The 20,181-nt window shown below is 62.7% G+C and carries 3 protein-coding genes; all 3 read right to left on the reverse strand.

What is annotated here, in order from left to right; genetic code table 11:
• Positions 1-18,432, reverse strand: an 18,432-nt coding sequence (locus tag AC1DWA_RS25500; protein ID WP_477917183.1) for a non-ribosomal peptide synthase/polyketide synthase, incomplete at its 3' end; no start/stop codon positions are given.
• Between the two features lie 209 nt (positions 18,433-18,641).
• The gene (locus AC1DWA_RS25505) at positions 18,642-19,667 is read right to left on the reverse strand and encodes a cation diffusion facilitator family transporter (RefSeq protein WP_020969780.1); all 1,026 of its coding nucleotides are present in this window, start codon (positions 19,665-19,667) and stop codon (positions 18,642-18,644) included.
• Positions 19,664-20,086 (reverse strand): ArsR/SmtB family transcription factor, encoded by a 423-nt coding sequence (locus tag AC1DWA_RS25510; protein WP_020907992.1) that lies wholly within the window; start codon positions 20,084-20,086, stop codon positions 19,664-19,666. Before AC1DWA_RS25510 ends, AC1DWA_RS25505 begins: the two co-directional genes overlap by 4 nt.
• Positions 20,087-20,181 lie beyond the last annotated feature (95 nt).

Genomic DNA, 20,181 nt, shown 5'->3' on the forward strand with positions numbered 1-20,181 from the left:
ACCCGACGACACCTCAACCGAAGCCGCCACCAAATCCGCCAACGTCACACCGTCAACACAACGATCCGTCTCATTCACACCCCCCAACACCAACCCACGCTCCACCACAGACTCCACCTCGAACATCTCGACTCGCCGATCCGGTTCTGCGACAGCAGTAGTCAAGACCGATTCGAAGGCGTACATCAGGCGTGAGGCGGTGGATTCCTCGAACAGATCAGTGGCGTAGGTCAACTGAACGACAAGCCCTGCCGGTAGGCCGTCGTTGTCGAACTGTTCGGCCGCAACAAAATCGAGGTCGAACTGAGTGCTCACCACCGCAGGTTCGATGCTCTCGATGTGCAACCCGTTGAGAGTCAACCGTGAATCGAGATGGTTCTGTAGTGCGAGGCTGACCTGGAAGAGCGGTGAATAGGACTGCGAACGAACGGGATCGAGTACCTCGACCAGACGCTCGAACGGAACGTCGCCGTGCGCAAAAGCCTGAAGATCGACGTCGCGGACTCGGGACAGCAGGTCGGTGAACTCCTCACCTGGATCGACTCTGGTGCGCAACACGACGGTCCCCACGAACATACCGACGAGATCGTCGAGCACGCGTTCGCCGCGCCCGGCGGTCGGCGTCCCGACGGCAAAGTCGTAACTGCCGCTGAACCGTGACAGTACGACGGCCAGAGCAGCATGCAACACCATGAACGGCGTAGCGCGATGCCGTCGTGCCAGTTCGGAAATTGCCTGTTGCAGAGCAGGTTCGAGATGCACGCTCAGAAGCGATCCTCGTCCGGAGGCCTCAGCCGGGCGGGGCCGATCCAACGGGAGTTCGAGGACGGCGGGCGCTCCCTCGAGAGCGTTCCGCCAGAAGTCCAACTGTCGTGTGACGAGTGAGGTCGACGATTCTTCCGAACCCAACGTCTCGAGCTGCCACAGCGCGTAATCCGCGTACTGCACCTCGAGCGGCGCCCACAACGGCTCCATAGCTCGGGACCGCGCCTCGTACGCCACCATCACGTCACGCGTCAACGGACCCATCGAGAAACCGTCACCCGCAATGTGATGCACCGTCATCGCCAGGACGTACTCGAACTCGTCAACCTGCAACAGCGAGGCTCGAACGGGGATCTCGGACGTGACGTCGAACGATACGCCGAGAACATCGGCCAGCACGCTGTGGAGCGAATCCCCCTGCACCGTGACAATGTCAAGAATGTCGAGAGCACGAGGTTCCTCGACGACCTCCTGGTAACCCGTTCCGTCGTACTCCGGGTACACGGTTCTCAGGACCTCGTGGCGAGCGATCACGTCGGCGACACTGGCGCGCAACGCCTCGACATCCAATGGACCTGTGAATCGCAGAACCACCGGGATGTTGTATGCCGACGAATCGGGATCGAAGCGATTGAGGAACCACATACGAGTCTGTGCAGCGGAGAGCGGAATCCTCGCCGGCCTCGGCTGCGAACCCAGCGCGGGCCGCCGCGAAAGCTCGGCAGTTTCCACCACTGCAGCCAACTCTGCGACAGTGGGCGACTCGAAGACCACACGCACCGGCAAGTCCGTGCCCGCCGCGGCGTTGATCCGCCCGAGCACCCGAGTTGCACTGAGCGAATTGCCGCCGCGTTCGAAGAAGTCGTCGTCGATGCCCACCTCCCCCGTGCTTCCGCTGCCGAGAACCTCGGCAAAAGCGGTCGCCACCGACAGTTCGGCCGGTGTCGTCGGTGCACGGAAACCACGTGCCTCGAAGACTGGCTCCGGTAGCGCATGTCGATCTACCTTGCCTGTACTCCCCAGCGGCAGGGAGTCGAGCGTCATCAGCGTTGTCGGAACCATGTAGCCGGGCAGGGTGGCGCGCAGTCGTGCCAGAATCGCTGAGCTCTCGATGTCCGAGCCAGCTGCCGCGGTGACGTAGCCGACCAGGTTTTGCTCACCGGTGGCCGACGTCGTGACCGTGACCACCGCATCGCGGATCGGTCGTTCGGCGCGCAACGCTGTTTCGATCTCGCCGAGTTCGATGCGGAAACCTCGGACCTTGACCTGGAAATCTGCACGCTCGAGGTATTCGAGGCTGCCCGCGGCATTCCACCGAACCAGATCGCCGGTTCGATAGAGACGCTCTCCCGTTCCATTCGGGTCGGCGACGAAACGGCTCGAGTTCTGCCCCGCATCCCCGATGTACCCGCGCGCCAGCTGAACTCCAGCGAGATAGAGCTCACCTGCGACACCGACCGGAACCGGGTGAAGCCGCTCGTCGAGTACATGCAGGCGCGTGTTCCAGGCGGGGGTTCCGATCGGAACTACGGCAACGTCTGCATCGCTCGTTCGGTGCGCTGTGACGCTGACCGCTGCTTCCGTGGGTCCGTACAGGTTGTAGACCTGCGCCGAACTCTGCTCTCGCATCTGCTTGGCTGTCTGTATCGGGAGGGTCTCGCCGATGCACAGAATCCTGGTGAGCGAATTCGGCAGTCGGCGCTCGGACACACTGAGCAGCGACAACATCGAGGGGACGGCATGCAGTGTCGTGACGTGCTCACGCTCGATCAGCAGCGTGAGGTACTCGCCGTCCTGCTGTGCCCCTGACTCGGCGAGAATCATGCAGGCGCCGGTTTGCAACGCCCACCAGTATTCCCAAACGGATAGGTCGAAGGTAGCTGCAGTTTTGACGAGTACGCGGTCGTGCGCGCCGAGCGGGAATTGATCCTGCTTCCACAAGAGTTGGTTCGTGATCGCTCGATGGGAAATCGCCACGCCCTTGGGCTTTCCGGTGGATCCCGAGGTGTAGATCGCGTACGCGATGTTGTCCGGTCGCAGGCAGGCGAGGCGTTCGCTGTCCCGAATCGGTGCTGCGTCGTTTCCGTCCAGATCGAGAGTTTCGATGTCCACGACGTGGAACTGCCCGTCGAGCGAATCGCGGGAAGTGCTCAGAACAACTGCGGGCGCTGCGGATTCGAGGATGTGAGTCGTGCGTTCTGCCGGCTGATCCGGGTCTAGTGGAACGTAGGCCCCGCCTGCCTTCACCACTGCGTACATGGCAACGACCAGTTCGACGGAGCGCCGCAGATTGAGCGCGACAGTCACTTCCGGGCCGACACCGATTCCGATCAGATACCGTGCCAGCCGGTTGCTTTCGGCGTCGAACTCGGCGTAGGTCAGGCGACGGTCACCGAGAACCAGCGCTTCGGCGCGCGGTGTTCTGCGTACCTGGGCGTCGAACAGATCCGCGAGGGTCGTCTCTGGAACGACGGTGTCGGTGCGGTTCCACGTGTTGACGGTGGCGGCGATCTCTTCGTCGCCGAGCAGAGCGACGTCGCCTACCGGGACGTCCGGGTTTCGACCGATCGAATCGAGAACGCGCAGCAGACGGTTGGCGAATGTCGCCACTGTGGATTGGTCGAACAGATCCGTTGCATAGGTGAACGACGCCGACATCGAACCCGAGTCCCCAGGGGTGACGGTCAGGTGCAGGTCGAACTTCGCCGTCTCGACTGGGGCACCAACCGCCGCGATCTGCAGTCCGGGTAGCTCGAACATTGTCGGCGTGAGGTTCTGAAAGGACAGTGCCACCTGGAACAACGGATGGCGGGCCGTCGATCTGACCGGATCGATGATCTCGACGAGCCGCTCGAACGGTAGGTCCGCGTGCGCGAAGGCTGCGAGATCCTGATCGCGGGTGTGGTTCAGCAGGTCCGTGAACGGTGCTGCCATGTTCACCTGGGTTCGCAATGCCAAGGTGTTCACGAACATCCCCACGAGTGCATCGAGCGACTCGTGCCCTCGTCCCGCGTTGGGCGAGCCGATGGTGATGTCAGCACTGTTGCCCAACCGGGCAAGCAGTGCGGCGAATGCCGCGTGGACCACCATGAACAGGCTCGCGCCTGATCCGACAGCAAGATCACGCAGTCGATCGGCGGTGTCCGAGCCGATCGTGAAGTGAATCTCCTTGCCGCGGTAGCTMTGACGGGGCGGACGTTGCCTGTCCGTCGGCAATTTCAACAGGTCCGGAATTCCGGCGAGCGCAGAGGTCCAGAACTGAATTTGTCTCTGAGCATCGGCGGAGGGATTCGCGTCCGTGCCGAGCAGATCATGTTGCCAGAGCGCGTAATCCGCATACTGGACGGGCAACGGTGTCCACTGTGGAGCTTCGCCGCGAGACCGCGAAACGTAGGCACCCATGACGTCGGCGGCCAGGGGTCCGAGCGATGATCCGTCCGATGCGATGTGATGCATGACGACGGCGAGCACATGTTCGGTCTCGGAGATTCGATACAGAGCGGTCCGCAGTGGTACGTCAGTTGTCACGTCGAATCCGGTGCCGGCAAGAGCAAAGAGCCGCTGCGACGCTTCGGCTTCGGTGACGTCATGCGGAACCAGATCGAGATCCACCGAAGACTCGGGCAGGATTTCCTGGCGAGGACCGTTCGGGGAATCCGGATAGTAGGTACGCAACGACTCGTGGCGTTGGACCACGTCACGAAGCGCGAGAGCCAACGCCGGCGCGTCCAGGGTTCCGCTCAGACGAAGCGCCAGGGGCAGGTTGTCCGTGGCAGCCGCGGTGTCGAATCGATTGAGGAACCACATCCGATTCTGCGCCGGTGAGAGCGGAATACGTTCAGGTCGCGGTCGTGCTTCCAATCGGGGCTGATCATCACGTTCTGCCGAGTCTGCCACCAGTGCAAGTTCTGCGACGGTCGGCGCCTCGAACAGCGCCCGAACCCCGAGTTTGATCCCGAACGTGGCGTTGACTCGGGCAATCGCCCGAGTCGCGCTGAGCGAGTTTCCACCCAGCTCGAAGAAACTGTCTTCTGCGCCGACGGTACCGGTACCGAGAACGTCGACAAAAGCGCTCGCGACACGAATCTCTGCGAGTGTGGTCGGCACCCGGAACATCGCCGAGGCGATGAACTCCGGAACGGGAAGTGCTGCGCGATCAAGCTTTCCGGCCGGAGTCAGGGGTAGCAGATCCAGCAGGATCACGGCACTGGGCACCGAGGCACGTGGCAGCACCGCGGATACGGCTTCGAGGACGGACTCCGCCGACACCGCATCTGTGGTGGTGACGTAACCGACGAGTTGATCGCCGAGAGAGTCATGTCGGTGAACAGTGGCGGCAGCAGCGCTCACTCCGCGAACGGAGGCGAGCGCTGATTCGATCTCCCCCAGTTCGATGCGGAGCCCGCGAAGCTGAACTTGGGCGTCGGATCGTCCGATGTACGCCAGTTCGCCCTGCTCGGTCCAGGCGACGACGTCGCCGGTCCGGTACATCCGCGCGCCCGATGCACCGAACGGGTTCGCCACGAAGCGTTCTGCGGTCAATGCCGCGCGCCGGTTGTACCCACGTGCCAGGCCGGGTCCCGACAGATACAGCTCGCCCCTGACACCGACGGGGACGGGATTGAGGGCGGAATCGAGGACCAGAACGTGTGCGCCTTCGAGCGGAATACCGATCGTGACGGGCGAGAGTGACGTGTGACGGTGTTGCTCGCCGTCACCGACCAGAGCTGCAGTGTCGTGGAGAGCCCCGGTCTTGGTGATGACGATGGTGCTCTCGGTCGGCCCGTAACTGTTGAAGAGTCTTGTCTGGCTGGGAAAACGGTCGAGTAGCTGCGGCGGAAAGACGTCGCCGCCGAGCACGACGACTTCGAGATCCGACAAAATGCCTGCGTCGACGGTGGTCATCGCAGCAGGAGCCGTCACCACATGGGTGACGCGATGACGCCGGATCACGTCGGTGAGTTCCTCGCCGGCAATGACGGACGGCGGTGTGATCACCATCGTGGCACCGGCGGTGAACGCGAGGATCATCTCGAACATGGACGCGTCGAAGCTGGCCGAGGACAGTCGCAGTACCCGAGAACCGCGCGATACCGCCAGATCAGTGCGGGTCCGAGCGGAGAACACGGACAGTCCCCGGTGAGTGACAGCGACGCCCTTGGGGAGACCGGTCGAGCCTGACGTGTAGATCAGGTAGGCAACATGATCCGCGTGCAATGGGCGGATCCGATCGGCATCGTCGACCTGCGCTGCGAGGTAGCGATCGAGGTCGAGATAGTCGATCTCGATCGTATCGATTCCGTTCGGAAGTGTTGGCGCCGTCTCGGAGTCGGTGATCACGACCAGCGCTGCAGAGTCTGCCAGCATGTGTGCGATGCGCTCGTCGGGATACGTCGGATCCACCGGAACGTACGTTGCTCCGGACTTGGCAACAGCCCACAGTGCGAGGATGGACTGCGTCGAACGTGGAAGAGACACCGCAACAGCTGTTTCGGGGCCTATCCCACGTTCGATGAGGAGCCGAGCCAGCTGTGAGGATCGCACATCCAGCTCGCTGTACGTCATCTCACCGTACGACTCGGAAACGATTGCCACATTCGCGGATTCCGAGTGCAGGGTCAACAGATCTGCCAGGGTGCGAACCGTTGGCGCTGACGGACCGAATGCCGAAGTAAGTCTGGTGTATTCGTTCTCGTCCAGAACGGCGATATCCGCGATTGCCACTTCCGGAGTCTCGACAATCTGCGCGAGAATCCGGTGGAACCGCTGCGCAAATCCGTCCACGGACGTGCCGGTGAAGAGGGCTGTGGCGTATGTCCAGGTGAGATTCAACGAATCTGCGTGCTGGACCATCGTGATCTGGAGGTCGAACTTTGCCGCCGCGACTGCGTTGTCCACGGCTTCGATCTCGAGACCAGGCAGCGTGAACGCAGCGGTTCCCTCTTGCTCCTGAGACAGAGCCACCTGGAAGATCGGCGCGTGGGCCTGGGAGCGAGCGGGTTGCAGTATGTCGATCAGCCGCTCGAATGGTAGGTCGGCATTCTCGAACGCAGTGAGGTCAGTGGCTCGCACCTGCGCCAACAGATCGAGGAACGACATCGCCGGGGTGAGACGGCTGCGTAGTGCCACCGTGCCGACGAACATTCCGACCACGTCGTCCAGCGCGTGTTGGCCGCGTCCGGAAATCGGTGTCCCGATCACCACGTCGTCGGTCGCACCGAGGTTGGACAGGAGCACCGCGAGGGCCGCCTGGAGCACCATGAAGGTCGTGGCGCCCTGTGTGCGGCCCAACTGCCCGAGTGCAGTGACCATCGCGGGCGCCAACACCAGTTCGGTGTTCGCTCCGCGCAGCGACGCAATCGCCGGCCGCGGGAAATCGGCCGGAAGTTCGAGAAGCTCCGGCGCGCCGGCCAACTGGCCACGCCAATACTCGGCCTGCGCCGAAGCAAGACTGGTCTGATCACTTTCCGAACCGAGGACCTGGTGTTGCCACACGCTGTAATCCGGATACTGAACAACCAACGGGGCCGGTGACGGCTCCGTACCCGAACGGCGCGCCGAGTAAGCCAGAACGAGATCCCGTGCGAGCGGCGCCACTGACGCACCGTCCGCGGCTATGTGGTGAATCACGGCGACCAGGATGTGTTCGTCAGCCGAGAGCTCGAACAGGTTTACCCGCAACGGGATTGCTCTGGTGACGTCGAACCCCTCGTCCACAGCGCCGACAATCTGATCGGCAACCTGTTCCGGAGAAACCACCGTGTGACGAAAAGGAACGTCGACGTCGTCGAGAATCCGCTGGAAAGGCCCTTCGGCATCGTCAGGGAATATCGTCCGCAAGGATTCGTGGCGAAGAACGATGTCCGACAGAGATTCTCGGAGAGCCACTGAATCCAGCCGGCCGCGCAGGCGAAGGACGAGCGGGATGTTGTACGCGGGCGAGGCAGGATCGTATCGATTGAGAATCCACATTCGCGATTGCGCCGGCGAGAGCGGGATTCGCTCGGGCCGAGGCCCGGCGGCCAGAGCGGGCCGCGTTCCGCTCTGCGCTGCATCGACTGCCACAGCGAGGGCCGCGACTGTCCTGGCATCGAAGAGAACCCGAACCGGGAGGGTGACTGAGAGTTCGGTGCCGACCCGTCCCATCACTCGGGTAGCACTCAGAGAGTTTCCACCGATGTCGAAGAAGTCGTCCGTCATGCTGACCTGGTCGACTGCCAGGACGTCACCGAAGATCCGGCCGATCAACTCCTCCGTCTTCGTGACGGGTGCGACATACGCATTCCGGCGCATCGTCGGGGCAGGCAGCGCGCGGAAATCGACCTTTCCGGCCGGCGTCAACGGAATTTCCTCGAGAACGATCACAGAGGAAGGAACCATGTGTGCCGGCAGTCGACTGGAGACGAAGGTGCGCACTTCTTCCGGATCCAGATGACCACCGACCACGTACGAGTGCAGCCCGACGGTGTCGTCTGCTGTCGTCACCGCAGTTCGTACACCGGAGTGCGCACCGAGCACCGCGTCGATCTCACCGAGTTCGATGCGGAAGCCGCGAATCTTGACCTGCGAGTCACTGCGGCCGAGATACTCGAGTTCCGTTCCACGACGTCGCACGAGGTCTCCGGTGCGGTACATCCGCAGCCCCGAACGTGAGGGGTCGGCAACAAATCGAGACGCTGTCAGGTCGCCGCGATGGTGGTAACCGCGGGCAAGTCCACGCCCGGTCAGATACAGCTCACCTGTCACTCCGTCCGGAACTGGACGGAGGCGAGAGTCGAGAACATGTGCGACGGTGCCGCGAACAGGACTACCGATGGTGATCCGATCAGTCGCCGACATGGGCCCCGCGAGGGTAGCCATGACGGTGGCCTCGGTGGGACCGTATGCGTTGAACATCTTTCGCGCCGATGCCCACTGCGCGACTAACGCGGCGTCGCACGCTTCACCGCCGACGATCACCGCACCGAGATCCGGAACCTCTGCCGGTTCGATCGTAGCCAGGGCAGCCGGGGTCACAAATGCGTGACTGATCTTCGACGCCCGCATGAGGGCTGCGAGTTCGCTTCCGCCGTAGATGCCGGTGGGAACAACAAGCATCGCGGCACCGGCACCGACAGCCATGGCCAGTTCGAGCACAGATGCGTCGAAGCTGGGGGAAGCGAAATGCATCGTGCGACTGAGGTTGTCGAGTTCGTATCGGCAAACCTGCTCGTCGACCAGCGCCGCGAGACCCGCATGGGAGACGGCGACGCCCTTCGGAGTGCCGGTGGATCCCGACGTGTAGATGACGTACGCGGTGTGGTCCGTGCGAATCGGTGACGTGCGCTCGGAATCGAGGATTCGCGTGTCACTGACGTCGTCGCGATCAAGCGACGCCACGACTTCTTCCGTCAGCGTCAGGATCGCGCCCGAATCAGTGAGCATGTGCTCGATTCGCTCGGCCGGGTAGCTCGGGTCGACGGGTACGAACGCGGCTCCGGTCTTGGCAACGGCCCAAGTGGCGAGTACAGAAGAGGCCGATCGTGGAATGGCGATCGCCACTACCGATTCAGGGCCGATCCCTCGCGCTACGAGTGCCCGCGCCCACCGATTGGTACGCCGGTCTACATCGTCGTATGAGAGTTCGAGGTCGCCGCAGAGTATGGCCGGACCACCGTTGGATTTGCTGACCCCGGCCGTGAGGATCTCCGGCAGCGTCAGCTCCGTCAAGACGACCGAATGAGCAGTTTCCTGACGTTCGATTTCTGGCAGCGTCCGCAGATCGAGGTCACCGACCACTGATTCCGGTTCGGCGACAACAGCGTCGAGAATGGCGACGAACCGATCCGCGAGCTCGCGCACAGTCGATTCGTCGAAGACGTCGAGGGCATAGGTCCACGTCGTGGTCACCGCCCCGTCCCGGCCCGGCGTCGAGATGTCCAGTTGGAGATCGAATTTCGAGATCGGAGCATCCAACGGGACCTGAGAGACGGCAAGGCCGGGAAGCTGCACGGATGGAGTCGGGATATCGCCGGTCGCGAGTACCACCTGGAAGAAGGGGTGGTGCGCCGTCGAGCGAGGCGGGTCGAGCACCTCGACGAGACGCTCGAACGGAATATCTGAGTGGGCAAATGCCGAGAGGTCGGCGTTACGGGTCGATTCGAGCAATCCGCGGAACGAAGCCGTCGGATCCACCTGAGTCCGGAGAACCACGGTTCCGACGAACATGCCGACGAGGTTCTCGAGGGCCTGATCGCCGCGTCCGCTGACCGGGGTGCCGATCGCGATGTCGGACTCCCCCGCCATCCGAGACAGCAGTACCGACAACGCCGTGTGCAGCACCATGAACGGTGTGGACCGAGTGCTGCGAGCCAGGGATTCGACGGCGCGGTGCGTCTGCGCCGAGAGGGTCGACGACACCGTCGCACCTCGATAGGACGCGACTGTGGGATGCGGCCGATCCGTCGGGAAATCGAGGCGGGTCGGGACGTGCGCCAATGCAGCACGCCAGTATTCGATCTGGCGCGCTGCCTCCGATTCCGGATCGTCCTCGTTGCCGAGAGAATCGATCTTCCAGAGCGTGTAGTCCGCGTAGTGAACGCTCAACGGCGACCACTGTGGCGCGGTTCCCGCGAGCCGTGACGCGTAGGCCGTCATCACATCCGCGGCCAGTGGTTGCATCGACCAACCGTCGCCACTGATGTGGTGGACGACGAGTACAAGAATATGCTCCCGACCAGACGTCCGGAGAAGCGAAGCCCGCACCGGAACCTCGGTGGTGACGTCGAACCCGGCACCGACCAATTCGCCGATAGCCGCGACGGGGTCACTGACATCCGCGGGTTCGAGAGCAACTGGCGCGTCGTCGAGAATGCGCTGGTAAGGACCTTGATCCGAATCCGGATAGAGAGTGCGCAGCACCTCGTGCCGGTCGATGACATCGCTGATCGCCTGGCGCAAAACCTGAACGTTCAGGTCGCCGGACAACGAGAGTGCTGCCGCGATGTTGTACGCCCCGGATTCCGGATCGAATCGGTTGAGGAACCACATACGTTGCTGGGCCGGTGAGAGCGGAATCCGGTCCGGTCGAGGGCGCAGTCCGAGCTCGGTGAACCTGGACGGCGCGCTGCCGGCGACGAGTCCGGCCAGCGCACCAACTGTCGGAGCGTCGAACAGGTCTCGGACACCCAGAGTCGATCCCAGTGCCGAGTTGATCCGTGCCACCACCCGCGCAGCCGTCAGAGAGTTGCCACCGAGCGCGAAGTAGTCGGCGGTGAGGCCGATTTCGCTCACACCGAGGAGTTCGACAAAGATCGCGGCAATGGTCTTTTCGGGTTCGGTGACGRGAGCGACATACTCAGCTGCCGCCGAATCCGGTTCCGGCAGCGCACGCCGGTCGAGTTTTCCGTTGGGGCCCAGCGGCATCGACGTCAAGAACACGAATGCGGAGGGAACCATGTAGGTAGGCAGCTTCGCCTGCGCGTGCGCGCTGAGAAGGGAACTGTCGATTGCCGAATCAGCTGTCACGTAGGCGATCAGACGATCCTGACGGACGACGGTGGCGGCCGAGAGAACTCCCGACAGTTCCAACAGGACCCCGTCGATTTCTCCGAGTTCCAAGCGCTGCCCGCGAAGCTTCACCTGGAAGTCGGTACGACCCAGATACTCGATCTCACCGGTGGAGTTCCACATGACGAGGTCGCCGGTCCGATACATCCGGCCGGGACCGAAGGGGTTGGCTACGAAACGATCTGCTGTCAAGTCAGAGCGTTGCACGTAGCCGCGGGCGAGTTGGACTCCCGCGAGATAGAGTTCTCCCGCCACTCCGATCGGGCTCGGCGCGAGGCGGTGGTCCAGCACATAGGCCTGCGTGTTCCAGACCGGAGCGCCGATCGACACCGGACCTGTTGCGGCGGCATCCGTCTGGTGGAAAGTGACATCGACGGCAGCTTCGGTGGGACCGTAAAGATTGTGCAGACGTGCACCGAATCGTTCGTGGAAGCGAACGACCGTCGCACGCGGAAGTGCCTCGCCGCTGGCGAACACCTGACGAACGGATCGAAGTTGTGCGAGATCTCCGTCGACGAGGAAGACGTCGAGCATCGACGGGACGAAGTGCAAGGTGGTGACACCTTCGCGAGCGATCAGCTCGGAGAGGTACCGAGAATCGCGATGTCCATCGGGTTCTGCAACTACCAGTCGCGAGCCGGCGACGAATGGCCAGAACAACTCCCACACCGAGACGTCGAAGGTGGCGGGTGTCTTGTGCAGCACGACGTCGTGACGGCCGAGCGGATATTCATGTTGCATCCACAGCAGGCGATTGACTATCGCTCGATGCGACACTGCAACGCCCTTGGGCTTTCCGGTGGACCCGGATGTGAAGATCACATAAGCAACGTGATCCGGCGATACACGACCGAGACGCTCGACGTCCGCGAGCCGCTCGGTGGAGTACCCCGACAGATCGATCTCGTCGAGAAGTACGGGGTTGACCCCATCGGGCAGCGATGTGGCGTCGGCCGCGACCGACAGGACGACCGACGGTGCTCCGATGTCGAGCAGGTACCGGATCCGCTCGTCCGGATGCTGCGGATCGATCGGAAGATACGCACCGCCGGCTGCGATGACGGCGTGCACTGCCACCACGTACTGCGCGCTCCGGTGCAGAGCGATCGCGACCAGTGACTCCGGCCCGACGCCGCGTTCTACGAGGTGACGAGCGAGAGAGTTGACCTGGGACCGGAATTCTCCGCGACTGATCGTCGTGCCCGCGAAGGTCAGTGCAGCATCGGCCAAGTCGGCGATACCCGAGTCGACGATTTCCGAGTCGGCGATTTCCGAGTCGGCGCCGAGTAGGTCGAGCAGCGTCTTGTCAGCGATGACGTTGGCAGTGTCGTTCCACTCGTCGAGTACGAGCCGTCGTTCGGCCGCGTCGAGATAGTCGATGTCCCGGATGCGGATTTTCTCGCCAGTCATCGCGCCCAGTATCGATGCAAGGCGTCGGCCGACACGCTCTGTTGCGTCGTGGTCCATCGAATCGGGTGCGTACTCGATGGTGAGGTGAAGGCTCGGTTCGAGGACCGTGATCAGGGCGAGCGGGTAGTGAGTCGCGTCGGCGACCTCGATTCCCGTAACTCGCATCCCGGCGATATCCGTCGCGGATTCGAGCGCCGAACGGTCGACGGGATATGACTCGAACACCGTCAACGTGTCGAACATCGCGCCGGCGCCCACGGCCGACCGCACCTCGGCCAGGCCGACGTGGTGGCTTTCGAGCAGCCGAACCTGCTCGGACTGAACGTGTTCGAGGAGTTCGGACACCGAACTGTCCGGGTTGACACGAACGCGAACAGGAACTGTGTTGATGAACAACCCGAGAATGTCTTCGACCCCGGTCAGCGACGCGGGTCGACCCGAGACGGTGGCTCCGAACACGACGTCGTCGCGTCCGAGCATGCCACTGAGCAGTAGACCCCACGCAGTCTGGACGATAGTGTTGACCGTGACGCCGCTGCGCCTGGCCAACTCGAAGATCGCCTCGGTCGACGAGGCTTCCAGCGGGACTTCGACATCCACGGGAACTGCATGCACGGAGGACTCTGCGCGGTGTGGTGCGATCAGCGTCGGTTCGTCTACTCCCGACAGTGCGCCGATCCACCTGTCCAATGCCGCGCCGTTGTCTTGTTCGGCGAGCCAGTGCAGGTAGGTGCGATACGACCGAGCGGGAACCGGCAGCGACGCGTCGGCGGCGTAGAGCGACAGAAGATCGCGCACCAACAACGGCATGGACCAACCGTCGAAGAGAATGTGGTGATTAGTCACGATCAGGTGCGCCGAATCCGCACCCTGGCGTACCAGGACTGCACGAAGCAGTGGGGGTGCGCTCAGATCGAACGGTGCCGTGCGCTCGAGTTCCGCGACGACGTGCGGATCATCCCCGAGCACCTCCCGCCATGGAGTTGTCACGGAATCGAGAACGAGCTGTGCTGCAACGCCGTTCGAGTCGTACACGAAAGCAGTCCGAAGTGCGGTGTGGCGCTCGAACAATCTCGAAAGCGACCGCTGTAGTCGATCGCTGTCGACGATCCCGGCGAGGGACAGAACGATCTGGCCGGTGTAGACGTCGACGGCATCGGCGGTGAGGCCGGCGTGAAACTGGAATCCGGCTTGCAGCGGCGAGAGCGACCAGATGTCCTCCAGGTGGCCGAACTGCTTCTCCCACAGTTCTATTTCGTCCTGCGAAGCCGAGACCAGAGGAACGTCTGACGGTGTGAGGCCGGCATGATCACCGACGGAGGCGGCAATCTTCTCCAGTTCGACGCGCCACGCCGTCGCGAGCTCCGCGACTGCAGCGGGTTCGAAGATACCTTCGGGGAAAGCAAATGACGCCGAAAGGAACTCGCCTTCCGGACCGTCCACGACGGCGGCATTGATGTCGATCGCATAACTGACCGCGAGATCGCTTCCGCTGCCGTTGTTGAGATCGATTCCGGCGTCGGGAATCCAGCCCGCGGCCCGCAATTCGTCACCGAACTCCGCGGTGGACATCTTGCCCAAGTAGTTGAAACCGATCTGCGGTTCCGGGCCGGTCAGCATCCCTGCACGTCGGAGCAGCCCGTAACCGATACCGGACCCCGGCGTGGTTCTCAGCTGTTCCTTGACGGATTTCACGACCGCCGGCGTGTCCACTCCGAGTCCGGTGAGATCGATCCGAACCGGGTACACCGCCGTGAACCAGCCGACGGTCCTGGACAGGTCGGCACCGGGCAGCACGGCTTCGTCTCGTCCGTGACTTTCGAGCGAGACCAGCATCCGCTGTGATCCGCTCCAGGTGCGCAATGCCAGGGCAAGCGCACTGACCAAGCCGTCGTTGACACCGGTCCGATAGTGCGACGGTACCGCGCGCAACAGGTGATCTGTTGTGTCACGGTCGATGTCGACCCGGACCCGACGCAGTGACGACCCTCGGTCCCGTTCCGCATCGAGAGGACGCGAACCGATCGGCGCACCATCGGAGTCGACGACCTCACGCCAGTACTCGAGTTCCGCCGACGGTGACAGCTCGGTGAGTCCGTGCGACCAACGCCGCAGTGACGTTCCGACGGGCATCGGTACCGGCGTGCCACCGTGAACGATCTGTTGCCAGGCTGCAGCGAAGTCCGGAAGGAGAATCCGCCACGAGACGCCGTCGACAACCAGATGGTGGATGACGACCACCAATCGGCCCGAATCGTGCGTCGAGTCGAGCCAGACGATCTGAGCAGTATCGCCGCGGTACGGATCGAGCCTCGACGCGGCGTCCGCGGTCGCCTGGGTGAGAGCTTCCTCGAACTCGGGGGTTCCGGGTAGCGCTTCGGTGACGGTCCGACGAACCCATGTATCGACAGCACAGCCAGGGGCAATGTCGAATCCGGAGTGGTCGGGCAGCAAACGCGCACGAAGAGCGTCGTGTTGATCGACAACTACTTGAAGAGTTGCCGCGAGGCGCGAGAGATCAAGTCCGACAGGAACACTGACCGACACGGCTTGATAGAAGGTGTCGATGCTGCCGGCCGTGCCCAGTATCTTGGCTGCGATCGGGGTCAGCGGGACAAACCCCACTCCCTTACCCGGCAGTTCTTCGAGTACGACCGATTCATCTGCCGGGAGTGCGATTTCGGCCAATCGCGCCACCGTCTTGCGTTCGAACACGTCGCGAGGAGTGAAGACAACTCCGGCGGCTTTTGCTCGAGAGACGAGCGAGATCGCGACGATGCTGTCTCCACCCAGCGCGAAGAAGGAATCGTCGACGCCGACTCGCTCGACGCCGAGTACCGACGCAGCGGCGTCGGCGATGATGCGCTCGACCGGACCGCTCGGCGCCCGGTAGTTCTGAGCCGCCGAACGAAATTCCGGTTCGGGTAGCGCCTGGCGATCGAGCTTGCCTGCCGGGGTCAGTGGCACTTCGGCCAGCGGTATCAGCTGGGACGGCACCATGTGAGCGGGCAGGAATCGAGATGCGTGTGCGATCAACGCTTCTTCGTCGAGATCGTGTCCCGGCTTGATCTTCACATACGAGTACACGGTGCCGCCGGCAAGCGTCACCACGAAATCGACGGATTCATGGCGTGCGAGCACAGCGTCGATCTCACCGAGTTCGATGCGAAGTCCATTGACCTGCACCTGGAAATCGGAGCGGCCGACGTACTCGAGTTCGAGAGTCCGAGTCCAGCGGACCACGTCTCCGGTGCGGTACAACCGAGTTCCGCCGCCGAGAGGATCGGCGACAAAACTCGCAGCGGTGAGAGCTGAACGTGAGTGGTAGCCCTGCGCCAATCCGGGGCCACCGAGATACAGTTCACCGGCCACCCCGGCCGGCACAGGTCGCAACCAGCGGTCGAGAACCATCAGATGCGCGCCCTGAATCGGAGAACCGATCGTGATGGCCTCGTCCGACGCCAGCGGGGGTGTCGTGGTGATGACGATGGTCGACTCGGTGGGGCCGTAACTGTTGTAGAACCGGCAGATCGGGCCGAAGCGTCGAACCAGGTCCGGCGGGCACACGTCACCTCCGACAACCACAGCTTCGAGATCCGGAAGATCGGTGGCGTCCACCGTGCCCAGAATTGCCGGCGCACTGATGATGTGGGTGACGCGCTCGCTGCGCAGCAGTTCTGTGAGCTCGCCGCCGCCGTAGACATCTGCCGGAGCGATGACCATCGTCGCCCCGGCACTGAACGCCTGAACCATTTCGAAGACGGAGGCGTCGAAACTCGCGGACGAGAATCGCAGAACTCGCGAATGCGCACCGACGCCGAGTTCGGGGCGACCCCACGCGGTGAAATCGACCAACGCATTGTGCGTGACGGCAACACCTTTCGGTGTACCGGTGGAACCGGACGTGTAGATCAGATAGGCGATGTGATCGCTTCGCAACGGCGCCGTGCGGTCAGAGTCGTCGACGACGGACTCGTCGCCGACAAAGCTGAAGGCGTCGATCGAGATGCAGTCCAGATCGACGGGCAGCATCTGATGGACAGTCGAATCAGTAATTCCCACAACAGCATTACTGTCCCCGACCATGTGACCGATTCGTTCGACCGGGTACGTCGGATCGACCGGAACTGATGCAGCGCCGGTTTTGGCAACCGACCACCACGCGATGACGGCATCGATGGATCGAGGCAGCGCGATCACGACACTGGTGCCAGGACCCACTCCGCGCCGGATCAGCATTCGAGCGAGTACGTTGGAGCGACGATCGAGTTCGCGGTAGCTGAGCTGCTGGGTACCGCAGCTCAGTGCGATCCCCTCAGACGATGCCGCGACGCCGCGGGCGAGAATCGTGGGCAAGGTCATCGGTGCCAGTGCGTCAGGGCCGCGTGCCGGAACGAGCGACTTCCGCTCGGCTTCGCTCAGGATCTCGAGATCGTGAACACGAGTGTCCGGCAGCGCTTGCGTGTACCGGGACAGCAGTTCGACGTATCGGCGGACATGGTCGCTCAGGACATCTGCGGTGTACAGATGGGGATTGGCTTCGAAATCGATTCGCGGCGCCTCTCCCGAGGCACTCGGATAGATGTTGACCGACAGGTCTTCCACCGGCCCTGTCGACAAGACGTGGAATCGACCAGTCACCGACCCCAGGACCACTTCGGGGTGAAAGTTCATGATGTTGATCGCGGGACCGAAGAACCCACGCTCGGCACCGACGCCTCGATCGCGTCTCATGTCCTCGGTGCGGTACCGCTGATGTCTGAGCGCGCCGGTCAGTTCGAGCGAGGCAGCCGCGCTCAATTCGGCAACCGTGGCCGAAGCGGTCACCGCGAGGCGCAGCGGAACGACGTTGGAGATCATGCCACCCGAACCGCGCAGAACCCTGTTCGTTCGCGCGGTCACCGGCAAACTCAGCACTACGTCTTCGGTGCCGGTCACCCGGGCGAAGTAGAGCGCGAAGGCAGCCACCGCCGCCGCCGAAGAGAACTCGTCCGCCTTCGCCGTCGCGTTCGAACTGTCGAGTGTTCGGCCGACCACGACCGCACCCGGTGTGGCGTCCATCCGCTTCCCGGCCAGACTTGCCACGGCCGGAAGCTCTGCTGTCTTGGCTGCCCAGTAGTCCTGATCTCGGCGGAATCGCGGCGAGTGCCGATACTCGGCCTCGGCGTCGTGCACGGCCAGAAGATCGGTTGCCGACGATTCGGGGACTGAAAGGCCGGCGACCTCCGCTGAGTAGAGCTCGGCGATGCGTGTCATGAAGTTCATGGCGCCGTAGCCGTCGAGGACTAGATGATGGATCCGGCAGTACCAGAACTGGCGGTTCGCGCCGACGCTCAGGACGGCTGACTTCACCAATCGATCGGCGAGTAGATCAAAAGGTCGGGTGTACTCCTGCCGCATCCACTCGAGTGCGGCTGCCTCCGGCTCGCGCTCACCGCTCAGATCGACGACTTCGACGCTCTGACTGAGCTCGGAATCGATCTGCTGAAACGGTTCGCCGTCGATCTCGAGCAGTTTCAGCATCCCGGAGCCGAACYCATGCGCTGCTGTGACGCAGGCACTTTCGAGCACCGCCGCGTCGAGAGTCCCGTCGACTACGACATACTGCGCGATCGTGATCGGCACATCAGTGCGCAGTAGCTGGGCAAACCAGATTCCGCGTTGCGCGCTGGTCAGCGGAAAGGGCTCGAAACGTCGATCAGCATGCACAGCGTCGTTCTCTCATCTGCCGAAAAAAGTACCGACGGCCTGCATCGATTGCCGTGGACCTGCGGCGCGAGACGACCGTGCCGACTACCACTCGACACAGTCCGCCGATTGATCAAAGATAGGGTTGCATAACCTTTCCATCTCGTCAAATGGCAAAACAAGTTCCCATGCGATCACATAAAGGATTCCGCCAGGTCTGTTTCTGCAGATCAGACCTGGGATTCGAGTGCGGTCTCAATATTCGGTGCGTCATGCGCCGGGTACGCATGCACCAAGGCGGTAGCGAGTTTGGGTACCGCGTGAGTGAGCGAATGCTCGGCGCTGTGTGCAATCGCGTGAGCTTCGGCAAGCGTTGCCCGGGGATCGATGTCGAGTTCTGCATCGGCATGCAGTCGGTGTCCGATCCACCGCATCTTCAGATCACGAACACCGAGGACTCCGGGTTCGTGCATCAATGCATGCTCGGCGCCGTCCACCAACTCCGGTTCGACGCCGTCCATCAACCGCCGGAAGACGTCTCGCGCTGCAGTCCTCAGCACCGCCACGATGGCCACGGTGATGACAAGGCCGATGATCGGATCTGCCAACGGGAAACCCAGCGCAACTCCCCCGGCCCCCAGAAGGACTGCGAGCGAGGTGAATCCGTCTGTCCGAGCATGCAATCCATCGGCCACCAGGGCCGCTGAACCGATTTGCCTGCCGACCCTGATCCGATACAACGCCACCAATTCGTTTCCGATGAAACCGATCAAACCTGCCGCCGCTACCCAACCGAGGTGCTCGATCTCGACCGGGTTGATCAATCGCCTCACCGCCTCGACACCGGCGATCACTGCCGACAGTGCGATCATGGCGAGCACGAACAGTCCGGCCAAATCCTCCGCACGCCCGAAACCRTAGGTATAGCGCCTGGTTGCAGCGCGCCGACCGAGCGCAAAGGCAATCCAGAGTGGGACTGCCGTGAGCGCGTCGGAGAAGTTGTGAATGGTGTCCGCCAGCAGCGCCACCGAACCCGAGATCGCCACGATCGCAACCTGAGCAACTGCGGTGACTCCGAGCGCGACAAGACTGATCTTGACCGCCCGGATGCCGATTGCGCTCGATTCCAACGCGTCGTCGACACTGTCGGCAGCGTCGTGACTGTGCGGGGAGAACACTTCGCGAACTGCCGATCGAAACCCCTTCGGGCCGTGGACATGGCCGTGGCCGTGGGACGTCTTTGGTTCGTGCGTCATGACGCACCTTCTTCTTGATCGCTACGATCGACCTTCGCCGAGCGCTCCGGGTGTATCTCCCGAAGCTCACCTTCACTACGGTGATGCCCCGGCAATCCTGGTCCGGCATGCTCGGCATTGAAGACCGCATCCGTAACCAGTTGGCGCACATGGTCGTTCTCCAGACGATAGAACACCGTCGTACCATCGCGGCGCGTTCGTACCAACCTTGCCATGCGCAATTTCGCCAGGTGCTGCGACACCGAGGGCGCCGGCTTGCCGACGCGTTCCGCCAGTTCGTTCACCGAGCACTCGCGGTCTACCAATGCCCACAAAACCTGCACACGGGTTGCGTCGGCCAGCATGCGGAACACCTCGACTACGAGGTCGACTTGATCATCGGGAAGCTTGCGGCGACAAACACCACTATCTGCGTTCATACGTAGATAGTAGATCATGCTGGACGCCGAAGATGACCTCTCGTCGATTCACCAGTTGTGCAAAGCTTGGCGGCAGAGCCCTTCGCCACTCGCAG

It is taken from the genome of Rhodococcus sp. P4_F3_2 (assembly GCF_056401335.1).

Coding starts and splice junctions, on each gene's coding strand:
- AC1DWA_RS25510 (WP_020907992.1), bottom strand. CDS start 20,086: ATGAACGCAGATAGTGGTGTTTGTCGCCGCAAGCTTCCCGATGATCAA.